At 60.7% G+C, this 23,845-nt stretch carries 28 protein-coding genes and 1 riboswitch; of the genes, 12 read left to right on the top strand and 16 right to left on the bottom strand.

The features are described 5' to 3' along the window. Nucleotides 1-2: 2 nt before the first annotated feature. Together thiS and thiO are read right to left on the bottom strand one after the other, a co-directional pair. Nucleotides 3-248, bottom strand: coding sequence for a sulfur carrier protein ThiS (thiS, locus tag ACWICV_RS05310; RefSeq protein ID WP_105657546.1), 246 nt, complete (start codon nt 246-248; stop codon nt 3-5). A 26-nt stretch (nt 249-274) separates the two neighbouring features. Then, a complete protein-coding gene (gene thiO, locus ACWICV_RS05315; protein WP_402470682.1) occupies nt 275-1,372 on the bottom strand; it encodes a glycine oxidase ThiO in 1,098 nt (365 codons plus the stop codon). After that, a riboswitch (TPP riboswitch) is annotated at nt 1,370-1,474 on the bottom strand. It overlaps the preceding gene by 3 nt. 79 nt (nt 1,475-1,553) lie before the next feature. Here thiO and ACWICV_RS05320 point away from each other — a divergent pair. After that, nucleotides 1,554-2,513 (top strand): GNAT family N-acetyltransferase, encoded by a 960-nt coding sequence (locus tag ACWICV_RS05320; RefSeq protein ID WP_454090646.1) that lies wholly within the window; start codon nt 1,554-1,556, stop codon nt 2,511-2,513. An 83-nt stretch (nt 2,514-2,596) separates the two neighbouring features. On the opposite strand, the gene ACWICV_RS05325 is transcribed toward ACWICV_RS05320, so the two are convergent. From ACWICV_RS05325 to ACWICV_RS05350, 6 genes are all read right to left on the bottom strand, one after another. Continuing rightward, nucleotides 2,597-3,817, bottom strand: a complete 1,221-nt coding sequence (locus tag ACWICV_RS05325; protein ID WP_454152482.1) for a mechanosensitive ion channel — start codon at nt 3,815-3,817, stop codon at nt 2,597-2,599. 294 nt (nt 3,818-4,111) lie between these two features. Beyond that, nucleotides 4,112-4,543 carry an OsmC family protein gene (locus ACWICV_RS05330; RefSeq protein WP_105657548.1) on the bottom strand — a complete coding sequence of 144 codons (432 nt, stop codon included), beginning with the start codon at nt 4,541-4,543 and terminating at the stop codon, nt 4,112-4,114. Nucleotides 4,544-4,574: 31 nt separating this feature from the next. Then, entirely contained in the window at nt 4,575-5,009 is a 435-nt protein-coding gene (locus ACWICV_RS05335; RefSeq protein ID WP_166650724.1) for a GNAT family N-acetyltransferase, read from the bottom strand. Between the two features lie 121 nt (nt 5,010-5,130). Further along, nucleotides 5,131-5,925 carry an alpha/beta fold hydrolase gene (locus ACWICV_RS05340; protein WP_454090644.1) on the bottom strand — a complete coding sequence of 265 codons (795 nt, stop codon included), beginning with the start codon at nt 5,923-5,925 and terminating at the stop codon, nt 5,131-5,133. Continuing rightward, complete coding sequence (locus ACWICV_RS05345) at nt 5,916-6,635, bottom strand: lysoplasmalogenase (RefSeq protein ID WP_454090643.1); 720 nt, start codon at nt 6,633-6,635, stop codon at nt 5,916-5,918. The genes ACWICV_RS05340 and ACWICV_RS05345 overlap by 10 nt, the downstream gene beginning before the upstream one ends. A 60-nt stretch (nt 6,636-6,695) precedes the next feature. Continuing rightward, entirely contained in the window at nt 6,696-7,382 is a 687-nt protein-coding gene (locus ACWICV_RS05350; RefSeq protein WP_454090642.1) for a VOC family protein, read from the bottom strand. A 275-nt stretch (nt 7,383-7,657) separates the two neighbouring features. Between ACWICV_RS05350 and ACWICV_RS05355 the strand changes: the two genes are divergently transcribed. The 3 genes from ACWICV_RS05355 to ACWICV_RS05365 all read left to right on the top strand — a co-directional run bounded on the left by ACWICV_RS05355 (nt 7,658) and on the right by ACWICV_RS05365 (nt 11,276). Continuing rightward, nucleotides 7,658-9,769 carry an oxidoreductase gene (locus ACWICV_RS05355; RefSeq protein WP_454090641.1) on the top strand — a complete coding sequence of 704 codons (2,112 nt, stop codon included), beginning with the start codon at nt 7,658-7,660 and terminating at the stop codon, nt 9,767-9,769. A gap of 116 nt (nt 9,770-9,885) precedes the next feature. After that, a complete protein-coding gene (locus ACWICV_RS05360; RefSeq protein ID WP_454090640.1) occupies nt 9,886-10,785 on the top strand; it encodes a GNAT family N-acetyltransferase in 900 nt (299 codons plus the stop codon). Beyond that, on the top strand, nt 10,782-11,276 hold the full coding sequence (locus ACWICV_RS05365; RefSeq protein WP_454090639.1) for a DinB family protein: 495 nt from the start codon (nt 10,782-10,784) through the stop codon (nt 11,274-11,276). The genes ACWICV_RS05360 and ACWICV_RS05365 overlap by 4 nt, the downstream gene beginning before the upstream one ends. On the opposite strand, the gene ACWICV_RS05370 is transcribed toward ACWICV_RS05365, so the two are convergent. Beyond that, the gene (locus tag ACWICV_RS05370; protein WP_133833680.1) at nt 11,273-12,010 is read right to left on the bottom strand and encodes a hypothetical protein; all 738 of its coding nucleotides are present in this window, start codon (nt 12,008-12,010) and stop codon (nt 11,273-11,275) included. The genes ACWICV_RS05365 and ACWICV_RS05370 overlap by 4 nt on opposite strands. Nucleotides 12,011-12,161: 151 nt before the next feature. On the opposite strand from ACWICV_RS05370, the gene ACWICV_RS05375 reads away from it, so the two are divergent. Genes ACWICV_RS05375 through ACWICV_RS05385 form a run of 3 tightly spaced genes read left to right on the top strand, consistent with a single transcriptional unit; the run spans nt 12,162 to nt 13,545 of the window. After that, nucleotides 12,162-12,593, top strand: coding sequence for a hypothetical protein (locus tag ACWICV_RS05375; protein ID WP_454090638.1), 432 nt, complete (start codon nt 12,162-12,164; stop codon nt 12,591-12,593). Nucleotides 12,594-12,598: 5 nt separating this feature from the next. Further along, complete coding sequence (locus ACWICV_RS05380; protein WP_133833678.1) at nt 12,599-12,886, top strand: transcriptional regulator; 288 nt, start codon at nt 12,599-12,601, stop codon at nt 12,884-12,886. 41 nt (nt 12,887-12,927) lie between these two features. After that, nucleotides 12,928-13,545 carry an NAD(P)-dependent oxidoreductase gene (locus ACWICV_RS05385; RefSeq protein ID WP_402470659.1) on the top strand — a complete coding sequence of 206 codons (618 nt, stop codon included), beginning with the start codon at nt 12,928-12,930 and terminating at the stop codon, nt 13,543-13,545. A gap of 227 nt (nt 13,546-13,772) precedes the next feature. On the opposite strand, the gene ACWICV_RS05390 is transcribed toward ACWICV_RS05385, so the two are convergent. The 4 genes from ACWICV_RS05390 to ACWICV_RS05405 all read right to left on the bottom strand — a co-directional run bounded on the left by ACWICV_RS05390 (nt 13,773) and on the right by ACWICV_RS05405 (nt 16,092). Next, nucleotides 13,773-14,534, bottom strand: coding sequence for an isocitrate lyase/PEP mutase family protein (locus ACWICV_RS05390; protein WP_402470656.1), 762 nt, complete (start codon nt 14,532-14,534; stop codon nt 13,773-13,775). A gap of 129 nt (nt 14,535-14,663) precedes the next feature. Next, nucleotides 14,664-15,140, bottom strand: a complete 477-nt coding sequence (locus ACWICV_RS05395) for a GNAT family N-acetyltransferase (RefSeq protein WP_402470654.1) — start codon at nt 15,138-15,140, stop codon at nt 14,664-14,666. Nucleotides 15,141-15,172: 32 nt separating this feature from the next. After that, a complete protein-coding gene (locus ACWICV_RS05400) occupies nt 15,173-15,556 on the bottom strand; it encodes a VOC family protein (RefSeq protein WP_402470652.1) in 384 nt (127 codons plus the stop codon). Between the two features lie 56 nt (nt 15,557-15,612). Beyond that, nucleotides 15,613-16,092, bottom strand: a complete 480-nt coding sequence (locus ACWICV_RS05405; RefSeq protein WP_286172153.1) for a GNAT family N-acetyltransferase — start codon at nt 16,090-16,092, stop codon at nt 15,613-15,615. Nucleotides 16,093-16,327: 235 nt separating this feature from the next. Here ACWICV_RS05405 and ACWICV_RS05410 point away from each other — a divergent pair, with 235 nt between their 5' ends. Continuing rightward, a complete protein-coding gene (locus tag ACWICV_RS05410) occupies nt 16,328-16,621 on the top strand; it encodes a Fe-S cluster assembly protein HesB (protein ID WP_105657563.1) in 294 nt (97 codons plus the stop codon). Between the two features lie 181 nt (nt 16,622-16,802). After that, nucleotides 16,803-17,381: a CDP-alcohol phosphatidyltransferase family protein gene (locus ACWICV_RS05415; protein WP_402470649.1), complete on the top strand. Its 579-nt coding sequence runs from the start codon at nt 16,803-16,805 to the stop codon at nt 17,379-17,381. Here the strand turns inward: ACWICV_RS05415 and ACWICV_RS05420 are convergent. Genes ACWICV_RS05420 through ACWICV_RS05430 form a run of 3 tightly spaced genes read right to left on the bottom strand, consistent with a single transcriptional unit; the run spans nt 17,378 to nt 19,194 of the window. Then, nucleotides 17,378-17,905: a 2'-5' RNA ligase family protein gene (locus tag ACWICV_RS05420; RefSeq protein WP_402470646.1), complete on the bottom strand. Its 528-nt coding sequence runs from the start codon at nt 17,903-17,905 to the stop codon at nt 17,378-17,380. The two genes, ACWICV_RS05415 and ACWICV_RS05420, sit on opposite strands and share 4 nt — an antisense overlap. Continuing rightward, entirely contained in the window at nt 17,898-18,443 is a 546-nt protein-coding gene (locus tag ACWICV_RS05425) for a GNAT family N-acetyltransferase (protein WP_454090637.1), read from the bottom strand. The genes ACWICV_RS05420 and ACWICV_RS05425 overlap by 8 nt, the downstream gene beginning before the upstream one ends. Then, the gene (locus ACWICV_RS05430) at nt 18,436-19,194 is read right to left on the bottom strand and encodes a class I SAM-dependent methyltransferase (protein WP_454090636.1); all 759 of its coding nucleotides are present in this window, start codon (nt 19,192-19,194) and stop codon (nt 18,436-18,438) included. Before ACWICV_RS05430 ends, ACWICV_RS05425 begins: the two co-directional genes overlap by 8 nt. Nucleotides 19,195-19,845: 651 nt before the next feature. On the opposite strand from ACWICV_RS05430, the gene ACWICV_RS05435 reads away from it, so the two are divergent. From ACWICV_RS05435 to ACWICV_RS05445, 3 genes are read left to right on the top strand one after another with little or no spacing between them, the layout of a single operon-like run. After that, the gene (locus tag ACWICV_RS05435) at nt 19,846-20,994 is read left to right on the top strand and encodes an acetyl-CoA C-acetyltransferase (protein ID WP_400288756.1); all 1,149 of its coding nucleotides are present in this window, start codon (nt 19,846-19,848) and stop codon (nt 20,992-20,994) included. Between the two features lie 30 nt (nt 20,995-21,024). Continuing rightward, complete coding sequence (locus ACWICV_RS05440) at nt 21,025-22,611, top strand: fatty acyl-CoA synthetase (RefSeq protein ID WP_454090635.1); 1,587 nt, start codon at nt 21,025-21,027, stop codon at nt 22,609-22,611. Then, nucleotides 22,608-23,807 (top strand): acyl-CoA dehydrogenase family protein, encoded by a 1,200-nt coding sequence (locus ACWICV_RS05445; protein ID WP_448939514.1) that lies wholly within the window; start codon nt 22,608-22,610, stop codon nt 23,805-23,807. The genes ACWICV_RS05440 and ACWICV_RS05445 overlap by 4 nt, the downstream gene beginning before the upstream one ends. Nucleotides 23,808-23,845 lie beyond the last annotated feature (38 nt).

Consider the following 23,845-nt stretch of genomic DNA (forward strand, 5'->3'; position numbering starts at 1 on the left):
GCCTAGCCTCCCTGGGCCGCGGTAACGAGTTCAATGCTGTGCCCTTCGGCCAGCAGGTAGCTATTCCAGGCGCTGCGTGGAACGACAGCGCCATTGACGGCGGCGGCAACTCCGAGCTTGCTGCCGTCAGCGGCCACCGAGTTGGCGTCCAGTTCCTTGCCGATTTGCGTGCTGATGAATTCGCGAAGGGTGGTTCCTTCGTCCAGGTTCAGTTGCCGTGAATTGAAATTGATGCCGATGCTTGTCATGGTTGCTGCTCCGTTCGGTGAGCGGTCTAGGTTGCGTTGGCAAAGCGGTGGGGATCCACAGCCTGGTGCAAGGGGTGGGATTGGTGGCCGTGGGCGAGATCCGCAGTGAGCGTTGCGCCCAGCGGAGCCAGCAGCACGCCGTGCCGGGAGTACCCGGTGCAGAGCAGCAGCCCTGGATCAAGGCGTCCAAGCAGCGGCCGGTCATCTGGCGTGGCGGGACGTGCCCGGGCCGTTGCCTCGTTCAGCGTGCAGTCGCTGATGCCGGGGACAAGCTTTCTCGCGTTGTCCAGCAGCAGGTGCATCGCGCCAATGTTCACCGCTTGTTGCCGGTCTTCACGGACACTGGCGCCAAGGACGAGGCTGCCGTCCCTTCTCGGCACTAGATACACCTGTTCCCGGTGCACGATGCCGCGGATGGTGCGGGTGATGAGCGGCGGGCCTGCTGGTCCCTGGATCCGGAGGATGTCTCCGTAGACCGGACGCAGCGGAAGTTCGTTCAAGCCATCGAGGGTGCCAAGACCGGTGGCCACGATGGTCTGCTCCGCTTCGAAGATTCGGCCCGATGCGGTGCACACAGCGGTGGTCCGCTTCCCGTCGGTCACCAGTGCCTGCGCCCGTTCCTCGACCAGGTGCGGACGCAGATGCTCCAACAGGATCTTGACGATGGATCGAGGGTCGACCTGGTGGTCATCTTGGCACAGGACCGCGCCAGCAATATTGGCGGCCAAGGCTGGTTCGAGCTTGCGGGCTTGGCTGGGCAGCAGCTTTTGCGCTGACAGGCCGAGGGATATCTGCAGTTCGGCCAGCTCGTGCAGGGCTTCGCGGTCCGCAGGCTCTGCGGCGACAACGAGCGTGGAGTTCTGCAAGTAGTCCGGGCGTTGCCCGGTGGCCGATTCGATGCGCTCGATGAACTGCGGATAGGCGGCATTCGAGGCGGCAAGCAGCTGGTGCAACGGGCCATTGCCCCAGACCGTTTCAGCTGCCGGGGCCAGCATTCCTGCTGCCGCGTAGCTTGCACCTTGGCCGGGTGCCGGATCGATGAGGGTGACGGTGTGTGCGCGTGAATCCAGCTCGAACGCGACGGCCAGGCCGATTATCCCGGCGCCAACAATGTTGACATGCACAAGGGCACGCTTCCTTCCTACGGCGGCATGACCCGCATCAGGTGTAGCGGTCGGCTCGGTGCCCTCTCAGCCTGGTCGATTCAGGCTCCCGCGGATTACAGCGATTATAAGCATGATGCAGCTCATAAAGTCGAACTTCACTGAACGCAGTTCCGTCATCTTCTGTGATGTACTTGCTGACATGGCATTCCATGACTTCCCTATCGAGCTTTCCCAAGGTTCTGCGCTATCCAGCACCATCATCTCGTTGGAGCAAGAACTCTTGGAATCTAGCCAACGCCATAGCCAGGAGCAATTGCAGCGGCGCTTGCATCCTCGGTTCGCCGAGGTGGGAGCCAGAGGGCGAGTCTATGATCGCGAGGCCATCATTGCCCAGCTGGCCCAGGAGCCGGCACGGGCTGCCGGGGCGTTGAAAGTCGAAAGCCCGGTGGCTCTCCAGCTTTCAGACCAGCTGGTGCTGCTGCGCTGGAAGCTGCTCTCCGGTTCCCCCAGCGAACGCAGTTCACTGTGGATCCATGAGCAGGGCCGCTGGCAGCTGCTCTTCCACCAGGGCACGGTCGCCGCTCATCCGCAGCCATCTGCAGGACCGAAGGAAACCGTGCATGCCGACGGTGAATTCACGGTGCGCCGGCTGCGCCTTTCGGATGCCGAAGCGGTCTTCGAGGCATTCTCCTCGAACCCCGACATGCTGCGCCAAGGCGACGCCGATTCCCCGCAAAAGGCTGAGTCGTATGTGCGCGCACTGCTGGAGGCCGGGGAACGCCAGCAGGCGATGGCCGTCGCATATCGGGATCGGCTGGTGGGACTGGTGTGCGGTACGGTCGACCCGGCCAATCGGAACGCGTGGATTTGGTATTGGATGAACCAGAATTACCGGGGCCGGTCGCTGGCCACCCGCGCCGTGGCAACCTTGGTGGATTACCTGTTCGACGAGCTGGGACTGTACCGCTTGGAGCTGGGCTTGCGGGCAAATAATCCCGGGTCGAAGCATGTGGCAGAAAGCAACGGCTTCCTGCACGAAGGTGTCGAGCGGGGCAAATTCCTGGTTGCCGGAGAACGCATCGATGTGCACACCTACGCGCGGTTGCGTACCGATGGCGGCTCTGCGGTCATGCCCTTGCCGTGGGGCACGCAGCAGTAGCTTGGCGGGCATCAAAAAAGTCGCGGAATCCGGTTTTGGATTCCGCGACTTCTTATCTGTCCCTCAGGTTTTGTGATGCGTGGTTAGATGCCTGGGTTCGATGCCGGTGGCGTCGAGTCCGGGCCATTGGTGGCCTGTTGGGCCTCCATCTTTTTCAGCGTGCGGGCCGCAGCATCACGACCGCCGAGGCCAAAGGCCAGAGCCGCTGCCAATGCTGCGCCAATGACGATTGCGCCGAAGGCCATGTTGATGATCGAATCGGCGATACCCATGTACTTCAGGCCCATCGCCACGAACAGCGCAATTGCCGTGTAGCGGATGATCTTCGAAGCAGTAGTGTCACCCAAGAAGCGGCCAATCACATTGGCGATGACGAAACCTGCGGCGATAATTGCTGCGCCGAAGAGGATCTTGCCGCCCAAGGCCAGGATCTCATTGAGGATATTGGTGATCGCTGGGAAGTTCAGCATCTGGGCCGCCATCACACCGAAGAACAGCACGATAGCAATCTTGACGATGCCAGCGATGATTCCCGAAGCGCTCTTGCCCTCGGGAACTACGCCCCACTGGGCAACAACAGTGTCGGTACCCACGCCGTGGAGGGTGGATTCAAGTAGCTGCCCGACGAACTTGGCAATCAGGATACCCACGGCCAAGAGCGCCAAGGCCATGATGACCTGCGGGATTGCGGTGAAGACCAGCTGCAGCATCTGCTGGGCAGGTTCCGAAATTGCCGCGATGCCCAGAACCTGCAGGGCTGATATTGCGACGACTAGCAGGATCAAGGCGAAGACGATGTTGGCAATGATGTCAACGATCTTCGCTTGGGATTCGCGAGACTGAACTTCATCTACTGGTTCGTTGCCTGGGGTGACCTTGCGGACCAGTCCGCTAAAATCGACAGTTCCCAAACCGGTCCTCAGCAGCTGGCGAACGATATTCGCGATGACGTAGCCAATGAAGAAGATGAAGCCCGCACCGATGAGGTTGGGGATGAAGGCCATGACGCCGCCGAGCATGCCCTGCACCGGCGATAGCACTTCGGATAGAGCGAAGACCTGCAGGATTGCCACGAGGCCGAAGAGCCAGACAATCAACCCCGCGACCTTGCCTAGGGATTGGCCTATTTGTTCTCCGTCATTGCCCTGCTTTTGCAGGAACTTCACCCTGTTCACCAGTTTGGCGGCAGCCCAACGAATTATGCGTGCAACTAGCCACGTAATGATGAGGATGATTAGCGCGATGCCAACCTTTTGTAGCATCGACGCCCAGTCGATATTGTCTAAAACGTTCTCAGACTGCATTGCTGCCCCTTCAACGTAGGGACAGTCCGACCCTACGATGAAGGTTCTCCGCTGACTAGGGCAAAGACCCATGCTCCCAGCTTGAATCATTGGACTTTCACAGCTCGAATTGCGAAAAGCTGACTATATCCCGATGTATTCAACGAATTCCGAACAATAAGACCCTGCCGACAACTGATCCACGCAATGTTAGAAAGTTCGCGATTGCGTCCAAACCCGTGAATTGCCATGAAAGCTATTGCGGATTCAGCCATTGACCTTTATTAGTCCGGGAATTGCCGGAAGTCCCGCTACCTAGTTGATGACTTCGCTCCGCACGGAAGCGCCCAGTTCAACGGTGCGGGAGACGGTGCAGTATTTGTCATGCGAAAGCTTGACGATGCGCTCCACCATGCTGGCTGCCTTGCGGCCTTCCTCGGTATCGGGGAACTTCAAATCGAAACCAAGATGGATGTCCTCCATCCGGCTCGCCGAGTTCTCAGAGACCTTGTAGCCGCCCGCTTTGACTTCGAATTTCTCAGGCTCGCTTCTCCTGGTGGTCGCCACATCAACATCAATTGCGGAACATCCTGCGATGGCAGCAAGCAGCAACTCCACCGGGGTTAGCAATCCTTCGCCCTGGCCGAATTCTAGGCTGGCTCCCGATTCGAGGCTGGTGGCCCTGTACTTGCGTGCCTCGACGCGTTCGATGCTGACTTCACGGATCTCACGGCTATTTTCACTCATGAAACTATCGTGCCACGATCCAGGCTGAAGACTACACGTGGCGCAATACGACTCGTTGCGGCGACGATGCAGATTCCCCGGGCACAGGCACGAATCCGCAGTCGCCAAAGAACGCAATGGCAGGCTGGCGCTGGCAATCGAGATGAACGCTGATCCCGGGAATGCTGGCGATGATTTCATCCAGCAGGATGCGGCCCACACCCTTCTGGCGATCAGTGTGCCTCACCCAGAGCAGTTCGATGCGTGTACTGCTCCATGCTGCAAAGCCAACAATGCGTCGACCATGCTGGGCAATCCTGACTGAGACCGATTGGCTATAGACAGCTTCCAGGGCGACGGCCACCGCATCAATATCAGCAGCCGAGAGGAAGTCTCCCCGGCGTTCCACCGAACTGCGCCAAATGTCGAGCAGGTCAGGCACTTCATCCACGCTCGACAGCTCGCGCAGCAGGAGAGTCTCTTCCATGCCATATTCCTTCATGCTCAAGCGAATCCGTACTTGCTGATTCGAAATGTAGCCGGGTGCCAGCGATTCCTCAAGTTTTCATGGATCGTTGCGGCACACCAGCATGCGGTTTTTCCCCGGCTCAAGCCGGCTCGTTCATGCGGCCCGTGCGGTGGGCCCAGTCCCGCAATTCGGCCGCGGCCTGCTCGGGCTGCTCAAGGTGCACGTTATGCCCTGCAGAATCAAGCACGCGGATCCTCATCGAGGGGTACCGGCGCGATAGATGCTCGGGATCCCGGTATCCGGTGATGTGGTCTTGTTTCCCGCACAGGATGGTTACCGGAATATCCAGCTGGCGTTTACGCTCCACGGGCAGAGGATCCAGGAAGTAGCGCTTGGATAGCTTGGCCATGGAGCGCAAGTTCGCGCAGTCCAGCCCGGGCAGCACCCACTGCGCGAAGCTCTGCCACGCCTGCTGCGATTGCACCACGGCAATATCGGAGAATTGCTGTGCTTGGCGGGTATCTATCCGGGCCAGCAGCCCGGGATCCTCTACGACTACCTGCGCTTCGGGCACAGTGCGCCGCGAGGCATCGGGAAAGACCACTGGGGCCAGGAGGAATAGTCCTTGGGCCTGGCCGGGAAACCTGTCGGCCATCTCCTGGCAGAGCAAGGCGCCAAGAGAGTTGCCCAGCAGTGCGAACGGCCCCTCTCCCGCGGTTTGCCTGATCAGTTCCTCCAACCAGTTTGCAAGTTCTGGCAGTCCCCCGGGGTTCCCTAGCGGTGGACAGGTTCCGAAGCCGGGCAAGTCGACGTAGTGCAAGTCGAAGATCTGCGCGTTGGCCAGCTCTGCTTCCAGCGGCTTGAGGATACGGTGGTCTACCCCGTTGCCATGCACCATGAACAACGGGATCCTGCTCTTTGGGGCTACTCGCATTTCACCGTGCTCTTCTCCTGTGCCTCGCGCTGGCTCGCAGCGTAGCTGATCATCCATTGGCCAGCTACGTAGGTGAGCATAATCCAGAATCCCATTCCGGGGACATCGATATCCGCAAATGAGCGCAGCGCGATCAAGGAATCGGAGAGGAAGAATATTGCGCCGCCGAAGCCTGCGATCGGACCCAGCCCGGTACTGAGGATGGCCATCGTCATCAATGCCAAGCCATAGATGATCACCGGGGCGAGCAGCACTCCCGCACCGGGTGAGCAGAGGACCAGCAGCAGGGCAAATGCGGCAAGATAAGGAAGCGGCATCCACCAATGGCGCAGTATCGAAGATTTCCAGTATCTTGCCAGAGCGGCGATGTAGAAGAACTGCGCAACCAGGAATGCGCTAACCATGGCCAGGAATACAGAATCGCCGTCCATGAACCGGGGCAAGGTGTCACCGACCCAGGAGAAGAAAAGGGCTATGAGCACCAGCAGGATCAGTGTGCCACGCGGCGAGGTGGTGAGGGCGAGAACCGTTCCTGCCAACAGCGGCATCAGCAGGATCTGCGTGACGTCCGCCAGCAGCCCCGAAGGCCAGAACAGTTGTGCCAGCAAATGGGTGGCAGTTGCGAGCGGGAGCGCCAGAGCCGCGATCCCGCGGCGTGACTGCCCCGGGATCACCGCAACGGTGTGCTCATTGCCTAGGTGTGGTTGCACTTTCTTCCTTGGGTAGTGCCGATAATTGCGTTTAGCGGCCTCGGGGCGTTGCCGGATCCGTCACCGGTTGGAAGCCGACGGGGCCAGGACGCAGAATTCATTGCCCGAGCGGTCCTGGAATACCCGCCATGGCAGCGTACCCCACGGACCGTCCAGTTCCTTGCCGCCCAATGCGCAGATGATTCCCAACGCGTCCTCCATGCTCTCGGCCTGTTCGAGACGCAGGTCCAGATGGATCGCATTCTTCCCCGCAGTCTTGGGTGAAGCTTCCCGGACAAGGACCAGCCGCGGGCCCGCGCCTGATGGATGAGCCAGAACCACTGGAGACCGCGCAACGATGTCCCATCCCAGCAGCTGCTTCCAGAATTCTGCATCTCCGGCCGGGTCAACGCAGGCCAGTTGCAGGGCTTCAAGCTCCAAGCCGCTTGCGTCCTGGTCGTGGGCACGGAGCAGAAATTCGTTGCCTGCGGCATCGAGCCTGGACTCCATGGCATGCCGGTGCCAATCGCCAAGGCGTTCGCTGAAATGGGTGCCGGATCCGAGGATCAGGTGCACGCGCTGTTGAGCACGGTCCGGGTTCCGGACAGCGGGGAGGCACAAATCCAGGTATCTCGGTCCGGCCAGCTGCAGCCGGGTTTCATAGCCGTCGGCGTTATCGGTCAGCATCTGGCATTTGAGCAGGGTCTCCCAGAATTCCCCTTGCTGTTTCGGGCTCTCGGCATCGAAGACGATATTTTCCCAGTACATGCTTCCAGCCTACCGCTGGGGTGATGCCGGTCACTTCGCGCATTCGTTGAACCGGCCAATAATATCCGCATATGGAAATTGATTATCATTGACTTAGGCAATGGAAACAGGAATTCTTTTCGCAGGATTTCCGCTAGAATTATTTGCAATGACATTTTCTAATAGCATGATGGCATGCCTGAATTTGAACAAGTCGTTTATTTTAGTGGCATTAATTCCAATTCCAAGATCCTCCTGGCGGAAATTGGGGCATTTTCCGCCGGTATTATGTTGCCATGAGCAACACGGATTTTCCCCACCTGATGTCAGAAGGCCGGATCGGGCCTATGAGCACCGCCAACCGCATTGTCCTTCCCGCGATGGACATGAACGTTTCCGAAGGCGGTGAAATCGAGCAGTCGGAAATCGACCACTATGTCGCGCGTGCCGCCGGCGGAGCCGGACTTGTCATCACCGGCGCATGCGCTATCGCCTTCCCTTACGGAGCGGCCTCGATGAAAGAACCGGGACTGTCAGAGGACAAATACGTCCCGGGCATCAAGGCACTGGCCGACGCCATCCACGCTGCAGGCTCCAAGCTGTGCATCCAGTCCACCCACCATGGCAAGGTAGCGCGCGTAGACACCGCCAACGGACGTCCAGTCATGGCGCCGAACAAGCCGGACTACAGCTACTCCATGAGCGCGCTGGCCGACTGCACCCCCGAGGAACTCGCGAAGATGGGTGCTGCCACCAAGGGCAAGCAAGCCAGCTACCACGAGATGGCCCAAGAGGACATCGACTGGCTGATCGCCGCATGGGCCGACGCGGCAGAACGCGTAGCCAAGGGCGGAGCAGATGCCATCGAGATCCATGCGGCGCACGGATACATCCTTGGCGTCTTCCTGAACCAGCGCGATAATCTGCGCACCGACCAGTACGGCGGCTCGCTGGAGAACCGTGCCCGCCTGGCCTGCCAGGTCATCGCCGCCGTCAAGGAACGCGTGGGAGATTCCTTGGCGATCCTGGTGCGCGTAGCCGGAGAGGAATACGGCCAGGAAGGCGCGTTGAGCCTTGCCGAATCCATCGAGGCGTCCAAGATGTTCGAAGCCGCAGGCGCTGACGGCATCCACGTGACCGGTTGGGGACGCAACCCCTTCGACAACTTCACCGACGGGCCGCTGCCGAACAAGGTCGGGGCCTACCTGGAGAATGCCGCAGAGATCAAGAAGCATGTTTCCATTCCGGTGATCGCCGTGGGCCGCATGCTCCCGGACATTTCCGAGAAGGCGATCGCCCAGAACAAGGTGGACTTCGCTGCCATGGGACGCCAGCTGCTGGCCGACCCGGAGCTTCCCAACAAGCTGCGCGACGGAAAGCTTGACCAGGTGCGCCCATGCATCAATTGCTACCTGTGCGTGGCGGAGAACTTCTTCGATGACACCCCGTTCTGCGCAGTGAACCCGGCACTGGGTAACGAGAAGCTGCTGCCGTTGAAGCCGGCAAGCGCCTCGAAGCATGTGGTTGTCGTTGGCGCGGGCCCTGCGGGCATGGAGAGCGCACGCGTGCTCACCGAGCGCGGGCACCGGGTGACCATCGTCGACAAGGCCGACCGCTTGGGCGGAACCATGTGGTTCTCCACCATGACCACCCCGGATAACGAGCGCCTGCTGCGCTGGTTGAAATCCGAGCTCAAGCGCCTGCGGGTTGCGGTGAAGCTCAATACCCCAGCCACCGCGGAAACCATCCGCGGGCTGAACCCCGACCACGTCATTGTCGCTACCGGCGCCGTGCGCCCGAAGCCGGACATGCCAGGCGGCGACCTGCCCAACGTGCAGACCGGCGACACCCTGCGCGCCATGATGCTGGGTACCGCTACAGCCGAGGAAGCCGGACTGGTGCTGAGCACCATGGGCAAGCTCGGACGGCTCTCGGGCTTGACCAAGTCCCCGCAATTCGTCCGCCAGTTCACCAAGTTCTGGCTGCCGATGGGCAAGGACGTTGTAGTCATCGGCGGCTCGCTGGTGGGACTGGAACTGGCCGAGTTCCTGGCCGAGCGCGGCCGCAACGTCACTCTGGTCCATGAGAGCCAGCAGCTGGGCTTGCCGCTGGCCATGCCGCGCCGCTGGACCGGCGTCAAGGAGAATCTCGCGCATGGCGTCAAGATCCACCGCAATGTCTCGGTCACCCGCATCACCGAGAAGACCGTGGAATGGACCGAAGGCGAAGAGCAGTTCAGCGCCCCGGCCGACATGGTCATCTACGCCGATGGCACCACCAGTGCCGCGCCGGTAGCCGATCAGCTGCGCGGTGCCGGATTCAGCGTCGATGTCATCGGCGATGCCAGTGCGGTCAACTACATCCACGGTGCCGTGCATTCGGCGTGGAAGGCCACCGCCGACCTGTAGTCCGATGCAACTTGCACGCCCATAGGCAGCGGGCCAGCAGCATCAGGCGGATGCTGCTGGCCCGCTGCCTGTCGCGAACCCTTGTCCCATGGCAGGCCCAGTGCTTGAATGGGCCAATGGGCCTTAGAATGCTTACCCCCGCCGCGGCGCAGGTTGCCGACCTCGTCGATGAGCTCGCCAGTTGGCAACGCGATGGCCTGCCCCTGCAGCTGCATCCCGGGGATGTGGGCTGGTACGCAATGCGGGGTCTGGAAATCACTGCGCAAAGCCTGCGGGTCTGGGCGGATCGCGAATCGATTTATGCCATTGGCCTGCTCGATGGCCCGGATCTCATGCGAATGGCCCTGCATCCGGACTACGTCGGCATCCAGCCGCTGGCCGAGCAGATCCACACCGACCTCCTCTCGCCGCAACAGCGGATCTTCCCTTCCTCATCCGCCAGCATCGAAGCCCGCGGCGCGACGGCCTTGGGCCAGGTCCTGCAGGCCAACGGGTGGGCTCCGGGCGAAGCATGGACTCCCTTGCGCCGTTCGCTGGACACTCCGGTGCATCTGCCGGAGCTTACCTTTCGACGGGTGGATTCTGCCCAAGCCAGCCAATGGATGGAAGTCCACCTCAATGCCTTTCGCGGCGCCGATTTCTCAGCAGAAGACTTGGCGCGTGCGGTGCAGCGCTGGCATACCATGGCCAGTACTCCCATCTATGCCCAGGGGCAATGCCTGACCGCCTATGACAGCGACATGAACCCGCTGGCTGTCGCAGCGGTCTGGTCTGCTGGTCCCGGACGGCCAGGGCTGCTGGAGCCCATAGCGGTGCATCCGGCATCCCGCGGCCAAGGGTACGGCACGGCGATCAGCCTGGCGGCCGCTGCAGAACTGCGATCCATGGGAGCATCCAGCGCCTTGGTATGCACTGCCAGCGACAACACTGCCGCCGTTGCCACCTATCTCGCCGCCGAATTCATTGCCGATAACGAATCCTGCGACTGGCATCGCGGGGAGAACGAGGAATCATGAAAGTCTCCGAGCTCCTGTCAGACTTGGCCCAGCGGACAATTGACGCGGTACGCGCGCTTCCGCAGCTGGGCAGTGAACAGCTCAACGCGCACCCGGGCAACCACCCCAACTCCATTGCCTGGCTTCTATGGCATTCAGGGCGCGAAGCAGATATCCAGCTCTCGGCGCTGAGCGGTCAGCCTGAACTCTGGGAGCAGTTCCGGGACCGCTTCAATTTGGGCGAGCTCGGCGATTCGATGGGCTTCGGGCACAGTGCCGAGCAGGCTCGCTCGATCATCGTCAACGACCAGCAGCTGCTCCTGGACTATTTGGAGGCGTGCCTTTCCGCGCTCGGCGGCTACGCCTCCAGACTGCGCGAGGAAGAACTCGACGAAATCATTGATCGAAGCTGGGACCCGGCGGTTACCCGTGGGGTGCGCTTGGTATCGATCATTGACGACGCCTCGGTCCATGTCGGGCAGGCTGCCTATGCCGCTGGCGCCTTGGGCTAGGCTGCAGGCAGGCTTTTGGCCCTCTTGGCGATCCACCAGAAGATCACCAGCTGGAGCACCAGTACGATAGCCGAGATGCCGGCATCGCCCCATCCCATCGAATACCCAGCCTGCAAGGTCCCGATTCCACTGGCTACTGGGTAGAACAGCGGCCACAACACCGCGAGGTTGCGCATCATGGCAAAGGCAATCGCGAACAAGATCGCGAAAGCACCGAATCCTGCTGCAGCTGCCGCCGGAACCGAACCGAGGTGCTGAACCATAAAGCCGAGGCCAGTCAGCGCAATAGCTGGCAACCATCCGAAAGCGCGTTCCCACCGCAGATACAACCATCCAAAGACAAAGAACGGTTCCCACAAGGCCAAGAAGTTCGCCGCCAGATGGCTTGCGATATCGGCGCCACTGGCGTTGGCCAAGGTGACCAGCTGGTAGGCGGACCCGGCACCCAGCACCAGGGAAATAGCGAGGGATGCCAGCAGGAGTTTTCTCGTGATCCCCACCCCTGCAAGAGTCTCTCGGCGCCGGTGCAGCACCGTCCAGAGGGGGACAAAGGTTCCGAAGACCAAGATGCCGAGCCAGAGAAAAAGGCTATTAATCGCGGTCCCCGCGTAGTAGCACAGGGAAAACGCCAGCAACGTGGCCAAGGCAATGAGCGTATCGGCTTCAGGTCGCCACGCGAATGCACTCCGACGGTGGCCCATGGCTGTTTCAGATCGAGCAGAAAAAGCATTCATGTTGACGTGCCTCGGTGCCGTGGGTTGGTTTAGCTGGCTCCGTCCGAGAATAGCAGTTCCTCAACCGTCCGATCATAAAAAGCATGAACAGATACGGAATTGAAACAAAATACTACTTGCAATTATTGCAACTAGTTGCAAAGATTGAGGCATGAGCCAAGATTCCAGTTCATCCACCCCGCTATCGCCCGGCAAGGCGCAGCAACTGCTGGGCTCGGTCCCCCACCGCCCCCGCCGAGAACTCGAGGCCGTCGATCATGCGATAGCGATCTTGGTCGTTGCCGCATCATTGGCGGCAGGACTGCTGGCGCTGTCCGGATACGGATGGATCGCCGTAGCGCCAGCAATCACTGCCTTATTGTCAGCGAATCACTGGTTCTCTGCGCGGCAACGCCGCATCAATGAACCGCGTTTTCGCGGTGCCCGCACGATCCTGGTCCTTTTTGCCACCTGGTTGTTCCTGCCTATTTGGCGAAGCATCGTCCATCATGAAACCGCACCTTGGCCTGAAGCACTGCTGCTGGCAGGCCTCGCACCGGTGCTGTGGCTTGGATACTACCTCTTCCTGTTAATTCGGCGCTGAGCTCCATGAATTACCAAGAACTTGATCCCTTGCTTCTGGCGCCCAAAAGATTCGTTACGCTGGCGCATCTGAGCCAGGTCGAACGGGCGGATTTCGCTGGACTCCAAGCAGCGACGGGGCTGTCCACCGCCGACCTTTCAAAGATCCTCAAGGATCTGGAAAATCGTGAACTAATCCACCTGTCAAAGGAACGCAAAGACCGCTACGGCATCACCCTCGTGTGCCTGTCGGAGACTGGCCAGCGCACCTTCAAGAAACTGATGAAAACTCTCAACCGCATTGCGGGAGAATAGTGCAGGGCACCTGATGCCTTCACGCTTCAAGGAAAGAACTCATGAAACTCGTTATTATCGGTGGCAACAGCGGAACCGGCGCTGCGCTGGCTGAACTCGCGCGCCAGGCATCCCATGAAGTTACCGTCGTCTCGCGAAGCGGTTCCCGCACCGCGCATGGGCAAATAATTCAGCTCAACGGCGATGCTTCTGATCCTGAATTCGCGGTGCAGGCGATTGCCGGCGCCGACGCCGTAGCTATCACCGTGGGTGGCAGCAAGGGAAAGAAAAATGCCCGCACTAGCGTGACTCGCAGTGTTGTCCACGCGATGCAGGCGAACGGTCCCCAGCGCCTGTTGATCCAGTCTTCCCTGGGCGCCGGAAACTCCGGTTCGCAACTTCCCGGCGTCATCGGTTTCCTCTCCAAAATGCTATTGGCCAAGCCTTTGTCCGACCACACCGAGCAGGAAAAGCTAGTGGAAGATTCTGGCTTGGATTGGAGCATTGTGCGCCCCACCGGATTGGGCAGCAAGCCTGCCCTCGGCAAGTGGACCGCACTGCAAGTTGGTGAACCAGGCCGGCTGGGTGGAAGCATTACGCGTGATGATCTTGCCGCGTTCATGCTCGAAACACTTCAAAGCAACCAGAGCATCAGCAAGGCCTACGGCATCAGCAACTAGTTCGGCTGCGGAAAGCCAGGGGCCCTTGACACCCGTTTGGTGCGGGCCAGTCCCGGCAATGCCGGAGCCTGCCGCCAAGGCGAAATGCCCTGGCGGCAGATTTTCCAACTATTCACAGAACACAAATGTCCTGAGAGGTGCCGGGCTGTGCCCGGGTTGCCGTTCCTTGATGCAACCCGCGTGCGGCCGTCGCCCGCCTGGCGCGCACTGCCTGATCCGGGGAAGGCCTAGAGCCAAGGTCCGAGCTGCTTGCCGGACATCTCCGCCAACCACATTTGCCACAGCGGTCCGAAGCTCACGCGACGAACCCCTAGCTCACGCAAGGTTCCGAGGTCCCCGGCGGGGTGCGCGTTGACTGGGTGGGCCGTCACGTTCACCGGAATGCTGACTGCTCGCACGGCCTGCGCAACCTGATCGGCATTGGCCAGGGCCACCGGATACACGCTACGCGCACCAGCCTGCTCCATCAGCTTAATGCGCTCGATTGCCTCGCCCAGCGGGTCTGCGAACTTATCGGCCAGCTTCACTGCATCGGTGCGTCCGTTGATCACGAATTCGATGCCTGCTGCATCTGCTGCTTGGCGGACGCCGTTAATGTAGTCCGCATGCTCCTGGCGTTCACGGACACGGCCGCCTTCACGGTGGAGAACATCTTCGATATTCACGCCGACAGCGCCCGCTGCCGCAACGCGTTCGAAGAGTTCCTTCGGATCCAGGCCGTAGCCGGATTCAACGTCAGCGCTGACCGGCACATCGACACTGCTGGTGATTCGCTGAACCGCGGCCAGATAGTCTGCGAAGTCCATCTTCTCGCCATCTTCACTGCCCAAGGCATCGGCGACGGGGTGGCTTCCGACAGTCAGCGAGGCGAAGCCAGCGGATGCCGCGATGTTGGCGCTGAAGGCATCCCACACGGTTGGCATGACCAGCAGTTCACCTGAGGCGTGCTGCTTGGCGAGGTTCTGGGCGAGAGCTGAAATTTCAGTCAAGGATATCTCCTAGAGTCGTGACGGAATCCACCCAGTCTACGGCTCGGAGTCCACGATGGAAACAACTGGAAGATGAACTCCCAGGATTCGGCATGAGCGCTGGAACCAGGCATCATTTCAATTCTATTGCTACTTGCCAGGTAGCGGTTTAACCATGATCAAGCAGGGCGTCCCAGCTCCCCAGAGGCTAGCTTCCTCCAGGGGAAGGAAGCCCTGCTTTTCATAGAATCGCCGAGTTTTCGCGTAGCCGGCATCCGGGTGCGAAGGACCCAGGGTCTTGACCTGCAAGAGCTGCACTCCGCCGGCGAGCGCCTCGGCTTCAATGGCTGCGCACAAAGCCGAACCGATTCCACCGCCGTGGTATCCACGGTCGACCACCATCAGATGGATCTCAACGGAGTGGTGGTAGTGCCGTTCTGCCAAGAGCACACCGAGCACTGCGCCTTGGGCATTGCGAACGGTCCAGGTTTCCTTGGTCCGCGCGGACTGGATGTACTCTGCGTTTGATTCAGGTTGGCCAAACCATTCAGGAACGGTGGCAAGCAACCGCGCAACGTCGTCTGGCACGGGATGGTCCCTGGTTGCTGCAAAGCTGGATTGTTCCACGATGGCTCCTGACCGGATAGTACTTGCGCTAGCTAGAGTGGGGTCATGATTTCCAGACGATTCCCGAAACCGTCGCGGGCATGGAACCGCAGATATCCTTCAAAGGTTTCGCGCTCTGCCCAAGACAGTTCATAGCCCATGGAATCGATACGGCCAGCGAGGGTTTCCCACTCCTCTACCGAGTCGCAGACCATTCCAGGATGCGCTTTCTTGGCTGGAATGAATGGATCGTCTATGCCCAGATGGATTTCCGCCACAACGGCATCTGCGTTGAAAGCGCGGAACCAGCAACCTCCCCTGCCGGCAAGGGAAGGCGGCTTGGGGACTTCGCTTAGGCCCAGGGCTTCACCGTAGAACCGGCGGGCTTCAGCTTCCTGGCCGCGTGGCATCGGCAACTGAACGTGATGGAGTCTCATCTGGGCCTTCCTCGTCGCTGTTGCTGCCAATATACCTGCAAGGAGACTGCCCAGGGCTAGGTTCGGCCAATATTGAAGATCAGGGTTTCAGCCCGTGCTGCGTCACTGTCTGGATCTTCAACCCGGCGTCCTTCCAGCTTGAATCCGGTCTTTTCAAGGACTCGGATGGAAGCTGCGTTTCTCGCATCGCAGGTTGCACTGATCCGTTCCAAACCAAGATCCTCGAATCCCCGACGGAGCAGGAGTCCAGCGGTTTCGGTGGCGTATCCGTTTCCCCAGTATTCTCGATTCAGGGTGTAGCCGATCTCCCCTGCCTTGGCTTTCCGGTCGGTGACCCACACCGACGCTGAACCGATGAGAACATCACCGAGCATGACCGCCTGCAGGACCCTATGCGGTTGCTCGAGCAGTGCATCGGCGAGAAATTCCCGGGTGTCGGCCAGTTGGTTGGGTCCCCATGTCGAGTACTGGCACACCACTGGGTCAGCGGCAAAGGCATGGATTGCAGGCAAGTCCTGCGGTTGAAAATCAGCCAAGCGTATTCCGTGCCCAGCGGCACTCCTGCCGCTGGCTGCCTGAGCGTCGCGCACTATTTCTCCTTTGCAGGGCAACGCCAGTCTATGTGTTGGGGCGGACCCTATCGGGCTGGCGGGGTTCAAGTCCAAGCATGTTGCGCAGCTGTTAAGCGGTGTTGAGATTCGTTGCGTTTTTTGGAATCGTGGCACCCACATGCCCTGAACTTGGTATGTCCTCAACCGGAAGGAGAGCCTCGTGCTCGCACTGACCGACCAAGCAGCATCGATCGTGACCGCGATCGTCACCAACCAGGCCGAGGAAGAAACCGCTGGTCTGCGCATCATGCAGGCAGACAGCACACACCCGGAAGATGCCGCTTTCGGCCTGCAGATTGTCCCCGCTCCCGAAAGCACCGACGGCGTCGTGGCTTCCGAAGGCAGCCCAGTCTACGTGGATGAAGCGATTGCCGACGCTTTGGAGGGCAAAGTACTCGACGCGGCGGTGGATGAGCAGGGTGGCGTAAGCTTCCAGCTCCTTGAGCAGGGCTAATTCTGCACCCTGCTCTTTAGCTTTGGCTGCGGGGGCCGTCCTTCGGGACGGCCCCCGCAGTTCGTTAACAATCTCCCTGCACCGGTACGCTGGACGGATCATATTTGCAGGCCAGATGCCCCGCACCCTTGTATATTGCGACGCAGTGCGTCATCGTTCAACTAAGGGAAAGGGGAAAGCAGTGGAAACGCGCGCGGTACGCAAACATGAGTGGGCGACGATTCCGAACGCCATCACGATTATTCGCTTTCTCCTGGTGGTTCCCATCATCGGCTGTTTGCTGGCCGATACCGAACCGGCACTGACAGCGGTTCTGCTTCTTGCCTTCGGCCTGAGCGACTGGGTTGACGGGTTTATTGCCCGCAAGTTCAATCAGGTTTCGCATCTGGGCGTCCTGCTGGATCCCATAGCTGATCGTTTGGGCATCGTGGCTATCGCGATCGCCCTGGTGGCCAATGGGGCGATCCCCGTATGGGTTGGCCTGGCCATTTTCATCACTGACCTGATCCTGCTGTGCACCTATTTCTTCTTGCGCCTGGGCTCCCCGCCGGCTTCCACGTGGCTGGGAAAGATCCGCACCGCCATCATGATGCTGGGGCTGGCCTGCGTGGCGTGTGGCAGGATCCCCGATTTTTCGGTGCTGGCAATCCCGGGCGTAGCCATTTTGACTGCCGGTACGGTGCTGCATTTATTTGTCGGGTTCGGCTATCTGCGCATCATGCGTGCTTCTGCCAAAGAGCAAGGGGCATCGGCCAACTAGTCGCGGTTTTCCTGCTGCATTGCTCCGGCCAGGAGCGTCAGTTCGGGTATTCGCGGCTTCCACAAGGCTGCCCGGCAGGCACTCAGTTCCCTGAGCTGTGTTGAGGCCAGCTCATCAAGTGCCCGGATATAGTCGGGAACAATTTCGCGTGGCAGCCGCAACCCCATGGTCAGGTGCGGGGTCCACCGTGGTCCGCGTCCATCGTGATTCAGTGCGCTGATTTCCCGGGCTGCCATTTCCAAGGCATCCGTGGTTTCCAGCAGCCACGCAACCGTCTGCTTGCGCTTCGTGCCAAAGACAATAGTGCCCACCCGTTGGAAGCTCGCGGGGATAAGCGCAGGCAGTGATTCTGCGGCCCGCTGCGTCACGATCTCGCTCATGCTGGGCGAAAAGGTGATGGTGATATGTGGAGTCTGGTGTTGGGTGGGGAAGCCGCGCATCTCCAACTGGGCAAAGATCTCCTGCACTTGCTGCTCCTGCTCTGCTGGAAGGTGCAGCAAAATGTTGTCCGGGGACCTACTCATCAAGGTTCTCCTTCCTCATGCTGGTGATCGGGCGCGACCACGTGCGTGCGCATGACTGCTTGTCCCCCACCGCATAGTTGCTGGCTTCTCCGGTAGGCACATAGCCAAGGCTCTTCCAGAACGGTTCCGCTTCTGCGGCATTTGTATCGACAATCGAAATCCGGCAGGCGGTGATTGACGGATGATCCTGGATCACAGTGAGCACCGCTTCATGGATCCGCTTCCCCAGGCCTTGTCCCTGCCTGGCGCCGTCGACCATGAGCAATCCGATGTGGACTGTATCTGATCTCGGCCAGCCGACAATCAGATCCGCGAATCCGGACAGTTCTTCGCCTTCCCAAAGGCCAAGATCAATTTTCTGCTCGGATTGCGCCTTCGGCGGCAGGGCGCTCAATGCCTGAATTGCGGCATCGGATGCAGGCCCGGCACCGGTGACACGTTGCGAATATCCCGGGTTGCTTTCCATCAGCCGTTGCAGGCAAGCTGAATGCTCGATGGAAAGCAGGGTAACCGGCAACTTGGAAGATTGCCTATCCATGAGCAGTCTCCCCGGCCACTTTCCTGATCGCTTCAGCTTCGAAGATCATCAGGGGTTGTTCTCCGTTGAAGGGGTTCTTCTGCCAGTCACCCCAAATTGCGCGAACTCTGAACCCTGCGGCAACTAGATCTGCACTGATCTGCTCGACGCTGCGGAAAGCCAGGTCCAGCTCCTCAACCAGCACTTCGCATGTCTCCTCAAACCTGCTGTGGAAGCGTAGTTTGACGAGGCCAGGACTGGTTTCTTCCGCATCGCTCCACTCGGTCAGCGGACCGAATTGCGTGTCCCGGGTTACTGCTTCTTCGTCATTCCATTTCTCCCAGGCGCGAGTCGATGGGTTCCTGCTTTCAAAGGCCAGCACGGCCCCGGTCGCCGCGGCAGCGCGTAGTTGTTCCAGGGTTTGCGCCCACTGCGGATCCGGGATGTGCTGGGCTACGTTGCCGGTCATCACCATCAGGTCAAAGGGTCCGCCGTCGATTGCCGAAGCGTCGCCGTCAATCCATGTGACTTGCTCAGCGTTGGGCCGTTGTCTGGCGTAGTCCATCATTACCGGTGAGGGGTCAACTCCAACGACAGTTCTTTGCGCAATGGCAAGCGTAACCGTCAAAAGGCCGGTGCCGGAGCCGAGATCCAGAATCCGGTTCGCTTTGGTTCCAGCCGCTAAGGCACGGTAATAGTCATGATCCGGTCCGTCGGGATTATCCGTATCGTAGAGCGCAATGATTCGTGGATCGTAGTCAGCGAAGCTCACTTGGGCCTATTCCGTTCTCAAAATTTCCGTCGAGGTGCAGCGTGCTCCATCAATTCTTGCATTGCCTAGGTGCAGCCCGCCCATTGGCAAGTACTTCCATCAGGCGTGTTCAATTCGCCGGACACCACGCCGAGTCCTCGCGTCAACACCGAGGGCACCACGCTCCTGCTTTGACCTTCCAGGACTGCAGCCTTGGCAAAACGCGGAACCGAATTGGCTGCCTTCCATGCCCTGTCTCCACCTGGCAGCACCCGGAATCACGTCACGAGTTGACCGCGGCCTTGGGCACCGCAATTCCAGCGGAGGCCGGATGAGTCCCGGCATCGGCTGCAGGCTTCCCGAAGCAAAAACGATCAGACGGTCTTGTGCCCGTGACTCGGCGACGTTTAGCAGGTCCAGGTTGGGGTCGCTGAACCCGGACTGGGCGCTATTCCGGTCGCAGGCAATTTCCCGGCTCGCTTCGCCCGCGCATCCGTTTTCCGTTCCGGAGCATATTCCCCAGCCAAGCCGCGCCTATCGGAAGCGGATTTGGCGCAATGGCATTTTCCCAAGCCAAGCGTGGCAATTGTGACCTAGACAACCGGTGGTGAATTGGGCATTGTTGGTTCAACAGACGTTTCCAGTCTTCTCGAAAACTTCCTGGAGGAGCCCATGCCCGAGGCCTACATCATCGATGCGCTGCGTACACCTGTCGGACGCCGTGGGAAATCGCTGGCGCAGACGCATCCGCTGGATCTCGCCGCCGCGCCGCTGGCCGAACTGGTGAACCGCAACAACATTGATTCCGAGCAATACGACGAGATCATCCTCGGCTGCATCGACCAGCTGGGACCCCAGGCCATGGACATCGCCCGCAACGCATGGTTGGCCGCCGGCCTTTCCGAACACGTCCCCGGGACAACGGTAGAACGCCAGTGCGGCTCCGGGCAGCAGGCGATCTCCTACGCGGCCCAAGCAGTCATGAGCGGAAGCAGCGACCTCGTGGTTGCCGGTGGCGTCCAGTCCATGTCGAGCATTCCCCTGTCCTATTCCAACTCCGCCGCCAAGGACTTCGGCTTCCCCGATCCCTACACCGGCTCCACGCTGTGGGCGTCGCGCTACGGCGAGCAGGAAATCTCGCAGTTCCGCGGCGCAGAGATGATGGCAGAACGCTGGAGCCTCACCCGCACCCAGCTAGAGGACTTCGCTGCGGCCTCCCATGAGCGGGCATTGAACGCCCAGGCGCAAGGATACTTCGACCGCGAGATCCTTGCTTTGGATTCCCTGGCTGCAGATGAGGGGCCACGCCCCGTGGACCGTGCCAAGATGCAGTCATTGGCACCGATTGCCGAAGGCGGCGCGCATACGGCAGCCACAGCATCGCAGATGTCTGACGGCGCCGCGATGCTGCTCATTGCTTCCGAGGCCGCGGTCAAACGCTATGGGCTGAAACCCCGCGCCCGCATCCACCACATCTCGGCCCGAGGCGATGACCCGGTCATGATGCTTTCGGCCCCGATCCGCGCCACCAAGCATGCCCTGGCACGCGCCGGGATGGGCATCGAAGACATGGACCGCATTGAAATCAATGAGGCCTTCGCCGCGGTAGTGCTTGCCTGGCAGCAGGAAACCGGCGCCGACATGTCCAAGGTCAACGTCAATGGCGGCGCCATCGCCCTGGGCCACCCCATCGGTGCCACCGGTGCACGGCTGATGACCTCCTTGCTCCATGAGCTGGAACGCAGCGATACCCGCTTCGGCCTGCAGACCATGTGCGAGGGCGGCGGCCAAGCCAACGTCACCATCATCGAACGCCTCTAGCTACCCGCACCCGCCGCAAAGGAAACTACCATGAGTGCATTGCGCGCCACCTCGGCGATGAATCCCGATGACCAGAACACCATTGGCGCGCTGCTGCGCCGCTCGGTGGCCCGCTGCCCCGCGGACAATGCTCTGGCCTTCGGGGAACGGAACTGGACCTACAGCCAGCTGGCCGGCGGGGTGAATCGGGTGACTGCCCGGTTGCGGCAGGCAGGCCTGCCGGCCGGTTCGCGCGTTGCTGCCTATGCAGCGAACAGCGACGCCTATGCCATCTTGTTCCTCGCCTGCGCCAGTGCCGGGTTGGTCCACGTGCCGGTGAACTTCGCGCTCAGGGGCGACGAGTTGCGCTACCTGCTGCACGATTCCGGGGCCGCACTGGTCATCGCCGATGAGTCCCGCCTCGAACTGGTCCAGGAACTGCGTGATGCCGGTGGCCTGCCGGCAGTCAAGGATGTTTGGCCGCTGCTGCCCGGAACCGGAACCAGCGTGCTGGAAACGGCGATGGATGAAAGCGTGGAGGCCGCGCCGCCTGGAGCTGCGGTGGCCGGCACGGATCTGGCCCAGCTGCTCTATACCTCCGGAACCACCTCGGCACCCAAGGGCGCAATGATGACCCATTCGGCGCTGGTGGCCCAGTACGTCTCAGCCATTATTGCTTTGGATCTGGAGGGCACGGACCGGCCGCTGATCGCGATGCCGCTCTACCACTCGGCGGCCATGCATGTGTTCCTGCTTCCCTATCTGTCATTGGGTGCCAGCATCCGCTTGCTCGCCAAACCCGATATCGGCGAAATTCTGGACCGTGTGGAAGCCGAACGTATCGGCTCGCTGTTCTTGGCCCCCACCGTCTGGGTGCCTCTGAGCAATCACCCGGATCTGGACACCCGCGATCTGGGCTCGTTGGCCAAGGCGCAGTACGGTGCCTCGATCATGCCGGTGACCGTGCTGGCCCGCTTGCGCGACCGCTATCCGCAGATCGGGTTCTACAACTGCTTTGGCCAGTCCGAGCTCGGCCCGTTGTGCACGGTGCTGCGCCCCGAGGAGCACGATGCACGCCCCGCGTCCTGCGGCCGCCCGGTGTTCTTCATCGAGGCGCGCGTGATGACCGCCGAGGGGAAGCTCGCCGGTGCCGGTGAGCCCGGCGAGATCCAATACCGTTCTGCACAGGTCATGAGCGGCTACTGGAACAAGCCGGCGGAAACCGAGCAGGCATTTGCCGACGGCTGGTTCCGCTCCGGCGACCAAGTGGTCATGGACCAGGGCGGCTACATCCAGGTGGTGGATCGCATCAAGGACGTCATCAATACCGGCGGGGTGCTGGTGGCCCCGCGCGAAGTGGAGGACTGCATCTACGAATTGCCCGAAGTTGCGGAAGTCGCGGTGGTGGGCATCGATGATGAACGCTGGATCGAGGCGGTGACCGCGGTCATTGTGCTCAAGGCCGGCGCCACGCTCACCGCCGAAGAGGTGCGCGAGCACGTCAAGTCCAAGCTGGCGCACTACAAGGTTCCCAAGCGCGTGGACTTTGCCGCACAGCTGCCCCACAACCAATCGGGCAAATTGCTCAAGCGCCAGCTGCGTGCCGAACGCAACAAGACTTCGGGTGGCGCCCAGTGACCCGGGACCCATGGGCACCCTACGACCTGGCCTCGGCTTTGGACATCGATTATCTATCCACCTTCGATGCTGCCACCGACGAGGATCGCAAGCATTGGGCCCGCGCCCGGCACTACGGAGAAGAGATCCTGCCCAGCATCAACCAGCATTGGGAGAACGCGCATTATCCGCTGGATCTGGTTCGCCGTATGGGCGAACTCGATTTGTTCACCGACGGTCTTGAGATTCCAGGCCATGCCCACTTGTCCCCGCTGGCCGCGGGCCTAGTGGCCATGGAGCTTTCGCGCGCGGACGGTTCGATGGCCGCGGCCGCCGCGGTGCAGGGCGGCCTGGTGCTGCGCAGCCTGAAATTCTTCGGCAGCCCCGAACAGCAGGAGAGGTATCTGGAACCCGTGGCCTCCGGTGAGCTGCTCGGTGGTTTCGCCCTCAGCGAGCCGCATCATGGCTCGGACTCTGTTGGCCTGGATTCCAGTGCCCGGCGCGATGGAGATCACTGGATCATCAATGGACACAAGAAATGGATCGGCAATGGAGCCGCCGGAGGCATCACCATTGTGTGGGCACGCGACGTCGCCGACTCCCGGGTCAAGGGGTTCATTCTCGACCAGCAGGCCCCTGGCTACGAGGCTTCCCCGGTGCGCGGCAAGGGCGTGCTTCGCGCGATCGAACAGGCAGAGATCCGGCTCACGGACGTTCGCGTTCCAGAATCCGCCAGGCTCACCGGGGCCGGCGCATTCAAGGATGTCTCGCGGGCGCTGGTTGAAACCCGGGTGAATGTTGGCTGGTCGGCGCTAGGCCATGCCCAGTTCGTCTTCGAAGCGGCCCTGCAGTACGCCAAGCAGCGCACGCAGTTCGGCAAACCCCTGGGCGCGCACCAGATGGTGCAGGAACGGTTGGCGCAGATGCTGGCGGAAATCACCAATATGCAGTTGCAGTGCGTGGCCGTGGCCGGCGCCCAGGCTGCCGGCCGGTTGAAAGACACGCAAGCTTCGCTGCTGAAGTACCACAACACCAGGGCTGCCCGCCGGGTGGCAGCCACCGCCCGCGACCTGCTCGGCGGCAATGGAATCTTGCTGGAAAATCACGTGATTCGCCATTTCGGCGATATCGAAGCCTTGCATACCTATGAGGGAACCGAGTCTGTGCAGGCGTTGATCCTCGGCAGGGATCTGACCGGATTCAGTGCCTTCGGCTAGCTTCGCGGAGTACGATAACAACGAATTACCGAATCCAC

Source organism: Glutamicibacter sp. NPDC055354 (genome assembly GCF_053644955.1).